Raw genomic sequence first — 12,683 nt, 5'->3', positions numbered from 1 at the left:
GCCCCTTACATGTTCTCGATCTCGTCAGGCACCTCGTAGAAGGTCGGATGCCGGTAGACCTTGTCGTCGCTGGGGTCGAACAGGATCTCCTTGTCGCCGGGGGCGGAGGAGACGATGTTCTCCGAGCGCACGACCCAGATGCTCGCGCCCTCGTTGCGCCGGGTGTAGACGTCGCGGGCGTTCTCCACGGCCATGGTGGCGTCGGCGGCATGGATGCTGCCGACATGCTTGTGGGCGAGCCCGTGCTTGCTGCGGATGAACACTTCCCAGAGCGGCCATTCCTTCATGATTCGATCCTCCTCGTGTGCGGGGGTCAGGCGGCCTCGCGCTCGCGGCGCGCGCGCTTGTCGGCGTGGACGCGGGCGGCCTCGCGGACCCAGGCGCCGTCCTCGTAAGCGTTGCGCCGGGCCTCCAGGCGCTCGCGGTTGCACGGGCCGTTGCCCTTGAGGACCTGCCAGAACTCGTTCCAGTCGATCTCGCCGTAGTCGTAGTGGCCCTGCTCCTCGTTCCACTTCAGGTCCGGGTCGGGGATGGACAGCCCCAGGTGCTCCGCCTGCGGCACGGTCTGGTCGATGAAGCGCTGACGCAGATCGTCATTGGTGTGGCGCTTGATCTTCCAGGCCATCGACTGCTGGGAGTGGACGGAGGCGCCGTCCGCCGGGCCGAACATCATCAGGCACGGCCACCACCAGCGGTTGAACGCGTCCTGGGCCATGCGCCGCTGCTCGTCGGTGCCGCGGCAGAGGTCGAGCATGATTTCGTAGCCCTGGCGCTGGTGGAAGCTCTCCTCTTTGCACACGCGCACCATCGCGCGGGCGTAGGGGCCGTAAGAGCAGCGGCACAGCGGGATCTGGTTGACGATCGCCGCGCCGTCCACCAGCCAGCCGATGCAGCCGATGTCCGCCCAGGTCGGGGTGGGGTAGTTGAAGATGCTGGAGTACTTCGCCTTGCCCGCGTGGAGGGCGTCGATGAGCTCCTCGCGGGACACGCCCAGGGTCTCGGCGGCGCTGTAGAGATACAGCCCGTGGCCGGCCTCGTCCTGGACCTTGGCGAGCAGGATGAGCTTGCGCCGGAGGTTGGGTGCGCGGGTGATCCAGTTGCCCTCCGGGAGCATGCCCACGATCTCGGAATGGGCGTGCTGGGAGATCTGGCGGACCAGGGTCTCGCGGTATTTCTCGGGCATCCAGTCCCGGGGCTCGATGGTGATCTCGTCGTCGATGCGCTCCTGGAAGGCCCGCTCCAGGCCCTCGAGCTCCTCGGACGACAGGACCCGGTCGCTGCCGGTGTCGACGAACTGACTGTACATGGCTACTCCTCCTCGGAACGGAAGCCGCGGCGGGACGTCCCCGTGCGCCGTTGGTTCACCCTGGTAATGATACAAGTCAAACGGCCCTAGTCAATTGTTTGTGTCATTTAAATGAGGCATGTCAAAAACCGGGCGAGGCCTCGCGTCTGGCGGGATATGGGCGGGAAGGGGGATGCTGCAACGCACGACGGCCCCGGGCGTTGCAAGACGCGCCGGGGCCGTCGCGGCGTGGCGGTGTATCAGTAGCGGGGGTTACTGGTCCTGGATCGTCGGGCGCACCAGGATCTCGTTGACGTCGACGTGATCCGGCTGGGTCAGGGCGTAGTGGATCGCCGAGGCGATGTCCGCCGGCCGCAGGATCGGTGAGCCGGGGGCGTAGAGGTTGTCACGCACCGCCTCGCGGACCTTGTCGTGGGCGATGCCCTCGGGCAGGTCGGTGTCCACGGCGCCGGGCTGGATGTCGGTGACGCGGATGTTGTGGCGGATGCCCTCGCGGCGCAGGCCCTCGGAGACCGCGCTCAGCCCGGCCTTGGTGGCCGAGTAGACAGCGGCGCTGGGGAAAGTCACCCGGGCGGCCACGGAGGAGATGTTGACCACGTGTCCGTGGCCACGGTCCGCCATCCCGGGCAGCACGGCGTGAATGGCGTAGAGTGCGCCACGGAGGTTGACGTCGATCATCCGCTCCCACTCGTCGATCCGGCCGCTGATCAGCGGCGACAGCGGCATCACGCCGGCGTTGTTGATGAGCGCCGAGGCGCCGCCGAGGTCCTCGATCTCGCGGCCCACGCGCAGGGTGTCCTCGCGGTCGGTGATGTCCATGGGCAGCACGTAGGCGGTGCCGCCGGCCTCCCGGATCGCGCGCTCCAGGGCGTTGAGGCGGTCGGTACGGCGCGCCGAGAGGAACACCGTCGCCCCCGCCCGGCTGAGCCGGTGGGCCGTGGCCTCGCCGATGCCGCTGCTCGCGCCGGTGATCCAGATCATCTTGCCGGTCAGTTCCATCGCCTTCTCCCGTCGTCGTTGTCGTGGGGGACGCCGCGCCGGCTTACTCCAGCCCGCCGAAGCGGCGGTAGAAGTAGGGCGCCGGCTCGGGCAGCGGGCCCTCCGCGGTCTGCAGTGTCTCGCTGAGATACGCCTCCGCCTGGCGGAAGGTGGCCCGGTAGAGGTTGCGGCACAGCAGCCGCGCGGCGGCGCCGTGCCAGTCCCCGGGCAGCACGTCGTCCGGCAGCTGGGGGTCGCGCAGCAGCAGCCGGCGGATCTCGTGTATGAGCAGTGTACGCACCAGGAAGCACTGCTGCGCGTCCAGGTGTCGGGCCGAGCGCACGGCACGCCAGACCGGGCGGAAGCGCTCGAGGAAGACCTCGTATTCCCGCGCCAGCGCCTCGAGGTTCCAGCAGTCGCGCACCAGGCGGTTCAATGGCCGGGAGGTGGGCAGCCCCTCATTGCGTGCGTGCATGATGATGACGTCGTTGTGCACCTCCAGGTCCTGGAGCACGGCGGTCAGCGCGTCCGTCGGCGGCAGGGGGTGGGCCAGCACCCCCGGTGCGAAGGTGCCGAAGCCGAGGGTGACCAGCTCCTTGCGCAGGGCCTCGCGCTGGCCGTTGTCGATCTGGGTGGTGATCACCAGCGTCCAGCTGCCGTCCCAGGCGAGGTGGGGCTCGGCATAGACGCGCTGGTAGGCGCGCTCGAAGCTGCGCCAGCCCGTGCGAGTGAGGCTGTAGTAGCTGCGCCGGCCGATCTGCTCGGAGGTCAGCCAGCCCTCCTTGGAGAGGCGGTAGACGGACGTGCGTACTAGCCTTGGGTTGAGGCCGAGCGGTGCCAGCGCCTTGATCAGGCTGCCGAGCCAGACGGTGCCGCCCCGGGGCGCGATGGCGTCGCCGTAGACCGTGATGATCAGCGAGCCGGCGCGGATCGGGCGGCGTTCCTGGAACTCCGCGACCAGCTCATCGATGACCTTGGAGCGTGCCATGCAGTGTCCTTCGTATCATTCTGTGATCGCATCGAGCCCGCGGCCGCTTCACCGTGGGAGGTGGTTCTGATACTTTTCTGGCGCCGCGTCGTTGCCCAATGTATCGTATCAACGACGCCGCCGCATCGCGGTTGACAAAAGGTTTCGTTCAAAAATATTGTGCGTTTCCGCCTTTCGCCCGGCGCAAGCGGCCGCAAGAGTCGCCATGGCGCGTTCGAGAATAAGTGATTTGCGGGGCGGCCGGGGCCCCGACGAGCAGCCGGGGAGGAGTGTCCATGGATTCGCCATCAGATCAGCCTGCCTGTCATTACCCGTCACCGCGCGCCCGGCCGGGCCAACCGTAATCCGCCGGCGTCGATTCGTATAGAGGGCGTGCCCGCGCCCGCCACGAGGGGAGAGCCATGCTCGGGGAGTTTCTGCAGTACCTGTTCTCGGGGCTGACCACCGGGGCCACGTATGCCCTGGTGGGACTCGGCTTCGCGATCATCTACAACGCCAGCCACGTCATCAACTTCGCCCAGGGCGAGTTCGTGATGATCGGCGGCATGGGCACCGTGATGATGATGGCCGCCGGCGTACCCATGCCGCTGGCCGTGCTCGGTGCCGTCGCGCTGGCGGTGATCGCCGGGGTGGCGCTCGACAAGCTCGCCATCGAGCGGGCGCGGGACGCGGATATCGTGCCGCTGATCATCATCACCATCGGTGCGTCGCTGTTCCTGCGCGGTCTCGCGCAGTACTTCTGGGGCAAGTCCTATCACTCGCTGCCCGCATTCACCGGCGACGAGCCGCTGAAGGTGCTGGGCGCGACGCTGCTGCCGCAGAGCCTGTGGGTGCTCGGCGTGGCGGCGGTGCTGCTGGTGGCGCTGGCGTTCTTCTTCAACCGTACCCTCAAGGGCAAGGCCATGCTGGCGGTCTCGCACAACAAGGACGCCTCGCGCATGGTCGGCATCAATCCCCGCTTCATCCTGATGCTCGCGTTCGCCCTGTCGGCGGCGCTGGGCGCGGTCGCCGGGATCGTCTCCGCGCCGATCACGCTCACCTCCTACGATGTCGGCATCATGCTCGGGCTCAAGGGCTTCGTGGCCGCAGTGCTCGGCGGGCTGGGCAGCGCGGTGGGGGCGGTGATCGGCGGGCTGCTGCTCGGCATCATGGAGGCGATGGCCGCGGGCTACATCTCCTCCGACTACAAGGATGCCGTGCCCTTCGTGATCATTCTGCTGGTGCTTTTCTTCCTGCCCAGCGGCCTGTTCGGCAAGCGTGGAACGGAGCGCGTCTGAGTCATGTGGAATCGTTTCCGGAATCCCTACGCCGGTCTGCCGGTGCTGGCCATCGTGCTCGCCGTGCTGCCGCTGGCGTTCTCCAACCCCTATCACTACGACGTGGCGATCCACGTGCTCATCAATGCGGTGGTCGCTGTGGGCCTGAACCTGCTGATCGGCTACGCTGGCCAGATCAGCCTCGGCCACGCCGGCTTCTTCGGCCTGGGCGCCTATACCACCGGGATTCTGAGCGGCGTCTACGGCTGGCCGCCGCTGCTGTCGGTGCTCGCCGCGCTGGTGGTGGTGGGCGTGCTCGCGTTCGCGGTCGCCCGGCCGATACTGCGGCTGTCCGGCCACTACCTCGCGATGGCGACGCTGGGCCTGGGCATCCTGATCTCCATCGTGATCTCCACCGAGGGCTGGCTCACCGGCGGTCCCGACGGGATGATCGTGCCGACGATCAGCGTCTTCGGCTGGGAGCTGTTCGGTGAGACGCGCTGGTACTGGGTGATGGCGGTATTGCTGCTGGTGGCGGTGTGGCTGGCGCTCAACCTCATCGACTCGCCGGTGGGGCGTGCGCTGCGCGCGGTGCACGGCTCCGAGGTCGCCGCCCAGGTCGCCGGGGTGAACACCATCAGCTACAAGGTGCTGATCTTCGTGGTCTCGGCGGTGTTCGCGGCGCTCATGGGCACCGCCAGCGCCCACTACTCGGGGTTCATCACGCCGGACCTGGCGGGCTTCTTCCACTCCATCGAGTTCGTGACCATGGTCGTGCTCGGCGGCATGGCCTCCACCTATGGCGCGCTCATCGGGGCGGTGATCCTTACCACGCTGCCGCAGCTGCTCACCGGCTTCGACGACCTGGAGATGGTGATCTTCGGCGCGATTCTCATGGCCGTGATGATCTTCATGCCGCGGGGGCTGGTGCCCACGCTGACCGCGCGGCTGCGCAAGGGGAGCTGAGCGATGAGCGCACTCATGACCGTTGAGGGACTGACCAAGACCTTCGGTGGTGTCAACGCGATCTCGGAGCTTTCCTTCGAGATCCAGCCTGGCCACATCCACTCGGTGATCGGGCCCAACGGCGCGGGCAAGACCACGCTGTTCAACCTGGTCACCGGCGTGTACACGCCCACGGAGGGCCGGATCAGCTTCGCCGGCGAGGATACCCGCGGCATGCCGCCCCACGCACTGGCAAGGCTGGGGATGAGCCGCACGTTCCAGAACCTGCAGGTGTGCATGAACATGACCGCGCCGGAGAACGTGATGGTGGGCCGCCACCTGCGGCTCGATCGCCGCTTCCTGCCGGCGCTCCTGCGCCTGCCCGCGGTGACCCGCGGTGACCGCGCCTGCCGCGAGAAGGCCGCCGAGCTCATGCGCTTCGTGGGGCTGGAGCGCTACCTGGACGCCGACGCGGATGCCATGCCCTACGGCGCGCTCAAACGCCTGGAGATCGCCCGGGCGCTGGCCGCCGAGCCCCGCATGCTGCTCCTCGACGAGCCCGCGGCGGGGCTCAACGCCAACGAGACCGCGGAGATCGACGCGCTCATCCAGCGGGTCGCCGAGAGCGGTGTGACCGTCGTGCTGGTCGAGCACGACATGAAGCTGGTGATGAACATCTCGGACCACATCCTCGTGCTGAACTACGGCAAGAAGCTCGCCGAGGGCTCGTCCGAGGAGATACGCCACAACCCTGAGGTGATCTCCGCCTATCTGGGGGCGGCGTGAGCCGGCTGGGGGAGAGGACATGACCGACGCGATTTCCGTCATACAGCGCGAGCACAATGGCATCTGGCGGGTGCTCGACACCGCCGAGGCCCTGGCCCGGGAGTACCGCGAGTCGGGCACGCGGCCGGACCGGGCGCTGTTCGCCGCGATCTTCGACTACATCGAGCTCTACGCCGACCGTGTCCACCATCCCAAGGAGGATGACTACCTGTTCCGGCTGCTGCGTGCGCGCGCCCCGGAGAGCGCCGGTGTGCTCGACGAGCTGGAGGCCCAGCACGAGGCCGGGCCGGCGCTGGTCACCGATGCCCGGGTGGCGCTGGAGCGCTACGCCGCGGACCCCGCCGGCGAGGGCGAGGCCTTCCGCGAGGTGCTGGAACGGTATCTCGCCTTCCAGCGCGACCACCTCCGCCTGGAGGAGAAGGAGGTCATCCCGCTGGCGCGGAAGGTGTTCACGGAGGCGGACTGGCGCGAGATCAACCGCGCCTTCGCCGACAACGACGACCCGCTGTTCGGCGAGCGTCAGCAGGACGCGTTCCGCGATCTGCACCAGACCATCGTGAACTACGCACCGGCCCCCATCGGTCTGGGTCTCACCCGCGAGACCCCGCAGGGCCCGGAGGCGGAGCGCTTCACGCCGTCTGCGGCGCCGGCGGAGGAGGCGCTGCTGAGCGTCTCCGGGCTGGAGACGTATTACGGGCGTATCCAGGCGCTGCGCGGTGTGGACATCGAGGTGCCCCGCGGGCAGATCGTCGCCCTGGTCGGGGCCAACGGCGCCGGCAAGACCACGCTGCTGCGCACGATCTCCGGGCTGCAGCCGGCGACCAAAGGCACGGTGCACTTCCACGGCCGTGATATCACGCGCATGACCGGCGAGCGCCGGGTCGCCGGGGGTATCGCCCAGGTCCCCGAGGGCCGTCAGGTCTTCGGTCCGATGAGCGTGGAGGACAACCTGATCCTCGGGGCCTATACCCGGGGCCGCAGCGCCGCGGTGACGCGGGATCTGGAGCACATGTACGAGCTCTTCCCGATTCTGCAAGAGAAACGCCACCAGGCCGCGGGCACGCTCTCCGGCGGCCAGCAGCAGATGCTCGCCATTGGTCGCGCGATGATGACGCGCCCCCAGCTCATGCTCCTCGACGAGCCGAGCATGGGGCTGGCGCCGCTGCTGGTGGGCGAGATCTTCCGCATCGTCGAGCGCCTCAGGGAGGAAGGGATCACGGTGCTGCTCGTCGAGCAGAACGCCTCCGGTGCGCTGGCGATCGCCGACCGCGGTTACGTCATCGAGACCGGGACCATCACGCTCTCCGGCACGGGCTCGGAATTGCTTGCCGACGAGGAGGTCAAACGGGCATATCTTGGGATGTAGCCGCGAGAGATGTGGCCACGGCCCTTGACTTTAGTTTTGAGCGAAAATAGTTTGGTTGGCCATACAGCAATACCGCGCCAGCCAGGCTGGAAGCCGGCGGTCACCGGGACACCGGTCCGCCACCGTCGCGCCTAGCGCGGAAGCAGGAGGAGAGAGCATGTTGCATGCATTGCTGAAGAAGATCGGCCTGGCGGCCGCCGTCACCGGCGTCGCGGTCGCGGGAATGTCCAACGCCAGCGCCCAGCAGGACCCGATCCGCGTGGGCACGTTCCTGGCCGTCACCGGCCCGGCGTCGTTCCTCGGTGACCCGGAGCTCAAGACGCTCCAGCACTGGGTCGAGAAGATCAACAACCAGGGCGGCGTCGACGGCCGCCAGATCGAGCTGGTCCACTACGACACCGCCGGCAACGCCGGCAAGGCGCGGACGTTCGCCAAGCGCCTGATCACCTCCGATCAGGTGGATGTCATCGTCGGCGGGACCACCACCGGCACCACCATGGCCGTGATCCCGCTGGTGCAGCGCTACGAGATCCCGTTCATCTCCCTGGCCGGCGGCGTGCCGATCATCGATCCGGTCAAGAAGTGGGTGTTCAAGACCCCGCATACCGACCGCATGGCGGCGCGCAAGATCCTCAAGGACATGCAGGCCCGCGGCTTCGACAAGATCGGCCTGATTTCGGGGACCGGCGGCTTCGGCAAGTCCGGCCGCAAGCAGACCCTGAGTGTCGTCGGAGACTATGACATCGAGATCGTGGCCGACGAGACCTACGGCCCCAACGACACGGACATGACCGCGCAGCTGACCAACATCGCCAACACCGACGGCGTGGATGCGATCCTGAACTTCGGCTTCGGTCAGGGCCCCGCGATCGTCACGCGTAACTACGAGCAGCTCGGCCTGAAACTGCCGTTCTACCAGTCCCACGGCGTGGCCTCGAAGAAGTTCATCGAGCTCGCCGGTGAGGCCGCCAATGGTGTGCGCCTGCCCGCCGCGGCGCTGCTCGTCGCCGAGAAGCTTCCGGACGACGATCCGCAGAAGCCGGTGGTCACCGCCTACAAGAAGGAGTACGAGTCGACCTACAACGAGTCGGTCTCGACCTTCGGCGGCCACGCCTACGATGGCCTGATGATCGCCACGCAGGCGATCAAGCGGGCCGGCACCACGGACAAGGCCGCTGTGCGCGACGCGATCGAGCAGACCAGCGGCCTGATGGGCACCGGTGGCGAGTTCAACATGGGGCCGGACGATCACCTCGGCCTCGATCTCTCCGCCTTCCGGATGCTCGAGATCCGCGACGGCGAGTGGGAACTCGCCGAGTAACCGCGCCGCCGTGGACGCCGCCGGCGTCCACGGCCATCGCCGCGTCGCCGTCCGTGCGGCGCGGCCCCCTTTCCGCAACACGAATCTGGAGATGCTGTCATGGCCAAGCAATTCGCTTCCGCAGGCGATATGACCCCCAAGGAGATCACCTTCTCCGAGCTCGCGCCCGGTGCGTATGCATACACGGCGGAAGGCGATCCGAACACTGGCATCATCGTTGGCGATGACGGCGTCATGGTGATCGATGCCCAGGCGACCCCGATGATGGCCGAGGAGGTGATCAAGCGGGTCCGTCAGGTCACCGACAAACCCATCCGCTACGTGCTGCTGACCCACTATCACGCGGTGCGCACCCTGGGGGCCTCGGCCTATGGCGCGGAGCAGATCATCGCGAGCCGCGACACCTACGACCTGCTCGTCGAGCGTGGCGAGCAGGACTACGCCTCCGAGCTCGGGCGCTTCCCGCGGCTGTTCCAGGGCGCGGACAGCATCCCGGGCCTGACCTGGCCGACCATGGTCTTCGAGGGCCACATGACCCTGTGGATGGGTGAGCGCCGGGTCGAGATCATGCAGCTCGGCCGCGGTCACACCAAGGGCGACACCGTCGTGTGGCTGCCCGACGAGAAGGTGCTGTTCAGCGGCGACCTGGTCGAGTACGGCGCCACCCCGTATACCGGCGACGCCTATCACCGCGACTGGCCGGACACCCTCAGCCGCCTGCGCAACCTGGAGCCGAGTGCACTGGTGCCGGGCCGCGGTGAGGCGCTCAAGACCCCGGAGGAGTGCCAGAACGGACTCGAGGGCACGCAGTCGTTCATCAGCGATCTCTACGGCGGGGTCAAGCGCTGCCGTGCCGAGGGCAAGGACCTCAAGGCCACCTACGAGACCATGATCGCCGAGCTCGAGCCGAAGTACGGCCACTGGGTGATCTTCCGTCACTGCATGCCCTTCGACGTCAGCCGTGCCTACGACGAGGCTGGCGACTATCCGGATCCGCGCATCTGGACCGCCGAGCGCGATCGCGAGATGTGGGAGGCCCTCGAGGGCTGAGGGAGAGCGGTCATGCCGAAGTCACATCAGTGCCCGGTCTTCGACTACCGGCGCTCCCCCGACCAGGACGCCGGGCAGCCGGTCCGTCACCCGGTGGTGGTGGTCGGCGCCGGCCCGGTGGGCCTGTCGGCGGCCATCGACCTGGCGAGGCGCGGCATCCCGGTGGTGCTGCTGGACGCCGAGAACGGCGTCAGTGACGGCTCCCGGGCGATCTGCTTCGCCAAGCGCACGCTGGAGGTGTTCGACCGCATCGGCGGTGGGCAGCGGATGGTCGAGAAGGGCATCACCTGGAAGCACGGGCGGGTGTTCTTCGGCGACCACGAGGTCTATCACTTCGATCTGCTGCCCGAGGAGGGGCACCGCCGGCCGGCGTTCATCAACCTCCAGCAGTACTATGTCGAGGAATACCTCATCGAGCGCCTCGATGCGCTGGCGGACGCCGACCTGCGCTGGTGCAACGAGGTCGTCGAGCTCGCCGAGCGCGATGACGGGGTCGTGCTCGGTGTGCAGACGCCGGAGGGGCGTTACGAGCTGGTCGCGGACTACCTCGTCGTCGCCGACGGGGCGCGCAGCCCGCTGCGCAAGCTCCTCGGGCTGCAGTCGAAGGGGCAGGTCTTCCAGGACCGTTTCCTCATCGCCGACGTGGTCATGGATGCCGACTTCCCCACGGAACGCTGGTTCTGGTTCGATCCGCCGTTCCACCCGGGGCAGTCGGTGCTGCTTCACCGCCAGGCGGACAATGTCTTCCGCATCGACTTCCAGCTCGGCTGGGAGGCGGACCCCGATGTCGAGCGCCAGCCCGAGCGGGTGATCCCGCGGATCCGCGCCATGCTCGGCGAGGGCGTGGACTTCGATCTGGACTGGGTCAGCATCTACACCTTCCAGTGTCGGCGCATGGAGCACTTCCGCACCTCCGCCCGGGTGTTTTTCGCCGGCGACGCGGCTCATCAGGTCTCGCCGTTCGGTGCCCGCGGCGCGAACAGCGGCGTGCAGGACGTGGACAACCTGGTCTGGAAGATCGAGCGGGTGCTTGCCGGCCGCGGCGGCGACGCCCTGCTGGACAGCTATGACAGCGAACGGGTGGCCGCGGCGGACGAGAACATCCTCAACTCCACGCGCAGCACGGACTTCATCACCCCGAAGAGCCCGGTGAGCCGGGCCTTCCGTGACGCCACGCTGATGCTGGCCGAGGAGTTTCCGTTCGCCCGCAAGCTGGTCAACAGCGGCCGTCTGTCGTTGCCGGCGGTGCACGCCGACTCGCCGCTGAACACGCCGGACTCCGCCGACTTCGAAGGCCGGATGGTGCCGGGGGCCCCGTGTCTTGACGCACCGGTGCGCGTCGACGGCAATGAGGACTGGCTGCTGGCGTGCCTGGGCGACGTGTTCACGTTGATGGTCTTCGCCGACACGCGGCAGGGCTGCCCGGCCGGGGTGGTGGACGCCGTCGAGCGCGTCCGCGCCCACGAGCGGGACCTTCGCGTGCTCGTGGTGGCCGACGGGCCGGTCGCCGGCACGCCGGCGGACGCGGTGATCGTGGAGGACCCGCAGGGCCTGGCCGCGCAGCGCTACGACGCCCGTCCGGGCACGGTATACCTCATTCGCCCGGATCAGCACGTGGTCGCACGCTGGCGCGACGTGGACGCCGCGCTGATAAACCAGGCGATAGACCGGGCCTGCGCGCTCGCGGCCTGAACGGTTGAACGGCGCGGCCCCGTCGACGAGGCCGCACGAGGAGGAGAGCGATGTCGACGCAGTACCTGCGGGTCGACCCGCGCCTGGAGCGCGGCGACGACGTCTATGAAGCCCTGGTGGAAATGCACCGGGACCTCGACGAGGAGCAGAGCCGGCTGGCCAACGCCCGGCTGATCCTGCTGCTGAGCAATCACATCGGCGACGCCGACGTACTCGACGAGGCGATGCGTATCGCCCGTCGCGGCGTCACGGAGTGATTGCGGGGGCGGCGTGATGGATGATTCCGTACGCCGCGCGATGGCCCGCTGGCCGGATGTCCCGGCCCTCGCGGGGTGGCTGCGCCTGGACCGGCGCGGGCGCTGGTGGATCGACGGCGGGCTGGTGGAGCGCGAGGCGCTCGCCGAGTTCATCGCCCGTAACTACCTTGCCGACGATAAGGGCCGTTACTATTTCCAGAACGGCCCGCAGCGTGTCTACGTAAGCCTCGATTACACCCCCTGGATTCTTCATGCCGACGGCCGTGGCGGACTCGCGACCCATACCGGCGATCCCGTGAACGGTGTGAGCGCTGCCTTCATCGACGAGGCCGGGGACACCCTGCTCGCCTTCGACCGTGGTGTCGGACTGCTGTTGGGCGACGCGGCGGAGTGGCTCGCGTCACGGCTGTGCCGCGCCGACGGCGCGGCCGCGGACGCCGATGCCGTGGACGCCGGGATCGAGGCCGCGGCGGCGGGCGGGGAGAGCGGGCTGTGTGTGGTCCTGGACGCCTCCGCCCCGGCGCCGCTGGCCGGGGTGCGCCGCACCGAGGTCCCGGCGCGTTTCGGCTTCGTGGCCGAGCCCTCCGCCGATTAGAACGACTGCCCGCGCCCCGCTCATGCCGCTCGGGGGGGCGTGAACCGCCGGGCCGGCGTCGTCCGGGGCCTTGCGGTCGCGGGGAACCGCCGACCCAAGGGAGTGGCCGGGATCGGCCGTTCGTGCCGGCCGGACGCCCCAGG

Annotated in this window: 13 protein-coding genes and 1 pseudogene; 10 read left to right on the top strand and 4 right to left on the bottom strand. The window is 68.4% G+C overall.

Annotation, left to right across the window (positions count from 1 at the left end; genetic code table 11):
- Positions 1 to 5: 5 nt before the first annotated feature.
- The 4 genes from paaB to paaX all read right to left on the bottom strand — a co-directional run bounded on the left by paaB (position 6) and on the right by paaX (position 3,272).
- A complete protein-coding gene (paaB, locus tag ACEZHJ_RS09975) occupies positions 6 to 287 on the bottom strand; it encodes a 1,2-phenylacetyl-CoA epoxidase subunit PaaB (RefSeq protein ID WP_018718254.1) in 282 nt (93 codons plus the stop codon).
- A gap of 26 nt (positions 288 to 313) precedes the next feature.
- Complete coding sequence (gene paaA, locus ACEZHJ_RS09970; RefSeq protein ID WP_163138619.1) at positions 314 to 1,306, bottom strand: 1,2-phenylacetyl-CoA epoxidase subunit PaaA; 993 nt, start codon at positions 1,304 to 1,306, stop codon at positions 314 to 316.
- A 252-nt stretch (positions 1,307 to 1,558) separates the two neighbouring features.
- On the bottom strand, positions 1,559 to 2,305 hold the full coding sequence (locus tag ACEZHJ_RS09965) for an SDR family oxidoreductase (protein WP_018718252.1): 747 nt from the start codon (positions 2,303 to 2,305) through the stop codon (positions 1,559 to 1,561).
- A 43-nt stretch (positions 2,306 to 2,348) separates the two neighbouring features.
- Positions 2,349 to 3,272 carry a phenylacetic acid degradation operon negative regulatory protein PaaX gene (gene paaX, locus ACEZHJ_RS09960; protein WP_018718251.1) on the bottom strand — a complete coding sequence of 308 codons (924 nt, stop codon included), beginning with the start codon at positions 3,270 to 3,272 and terminating at the stop codon, positions 2,349 to 2,351.
- Between the two features lie 401 nt (positions 3,273 to 3,673).
- On the opposite strand from paaX, the gene ACEZHJ_RS09955 reads away from it, so the two are divergent.
- The 10 genes and pseudogenes from ACEZHJ_RS09955 (at position 3,674) to ACEZHJ_RS09910 (ending at position 12,540) form a co-directional block, all read left to right on the top strand.
- Entirely contained in the window at positions 3,674 to 4,549 is an 876-nt protein-coding gene (locus ACEZHJ_RS09955) for a branched-chain amino acid ABC transporter permease (protein ID WP_018718250.1), read from the top strand.
- 3 nt (positions 4,550 to 4,552) lie between these two features.
- Entirely contained in the window at positions 4,553 to 5,494 is a 942-nt protein-coding gene (locus tag ACEZHJ_RS09950; protein ID WP_018718249.1) for a branched-chain amino acid ABC transporter permease, read from the top strand.
- Between the two features lie 3 nt (positions 5,495 to 5,497).
- Complete coding sequence (locus ACEZHJ_RS09945; protein ID WP_018718248.1) at positions 5,498 to 6,259, top strand: ABC transporter ATP-binding protein; 762 nt, start codon at positions 5,498 to 5,500, stop codon at positions 6,257 to 6,259.
- 19 nt (positions 6,260 to 6,278) lie between these two features.
- Positions 6,279 to 6,686, top strand: a pseudogene (locus ACEZHJ_RS09940) (hemerythrin domain-containing protein); the annotation flags it as partial.
- Between the two features lie 234 nt (positions 6,687 to 6,920).
- Positions 6,921 to 7,625: an ABC transporter ATP-binding protein gene (locus ACEZHJ_RS09935; RefSeq protein ID WP_371807590.1), complete on the top strand. Its 705-nt coding sequence runs from the start codon at positions 6,921 to 6,923 to the stop codon at positions 7,623 to 7,625.
- Between the two features lie 157 nt (positions 7,626 to 7,782).
- Positions 7,783 to 8,946, top strand: a complete 1,164-nt coding sequence (locus tag ACEZHJ_RS09930) for an ABC transporter substrate-binding protein (protein WP_018718246.1) — start codon at positions 7,783 to 7,785, stop codon at positions 8,944 to 8,946.
- Between the two features lie 99 nt (positions 8,947 to 9,045).
- On the top strand, positions 9,046 to 9,996 hold the full coding sequence (locus ACEZHJ_RS09925; protein ID WP_018718245.1) for an MBL fold metallo-hydrolase: 951 nt from the start codon (positions 9,046 to 9,048) through the stop codon (positions 9,994 to 9,996).
- Positions 9,997 to 10,008: 12 nt separating this feature from the next.
- Positions 10,009 to 11,688 (top strand): FAD-dependent oxidoreductase, encoded by a 1,680-nt coding sequence (locus tag ACEZHJ_RS09920; RefSeq protein ID WP_163138621.1) that lies wholly within the window; start codon positions 10,009 to 10,011, stop codon positions 11,686 to 11,688.
- A gap of 50 nt (positions 11,689 to 11,738) precedes the next feature.
- Positions 11,739 to 11,945: a DUF2783 domain-containing protein gene (locus ACEZHJ_RS09915; RefSeq protein ID WP_018718243.1), complete on the top strand. Its 207-nt coding sequence runs from the start codon at positions 11,739 to 11,741 to the stop codon at positions 11,943 to 11,945.
- Positions 11,946 to 11,961: 16 nt separating this feature from the next.
- Positions 11,962 to 12,540 carry a DUF2946 family protein gene (locus ACEZHJ_RS09910; protein ID WP_018718242.1) on the top strand — a complete coding sequence of 193 codons (579 nt, stop codon included), beginning with the start codon at positions 11,962 to 11,964 and terminating at the stop codon, positions 12,538 to 12,540.
- The last annotated feature ends 143 nt before the right edge of the window (positions 12,541 to 12,683 follow it).

The sequence above is a fragment of the Arhodomonas sp. KWT2 genome, from assembly GCF_041949875.1.
GTDB lineage: Bacteria > Pseudomonadota > Gammaproteobacteria > Nitrococcales > Nitrococcaceae > Arhodomonas > Arhodomonas aquaeolei.
The sequence above is the reverse complement of the archived record's forward strand: the minus strand, read 5'-3'. Positions and strand labels throughout refer to the sequence as shown.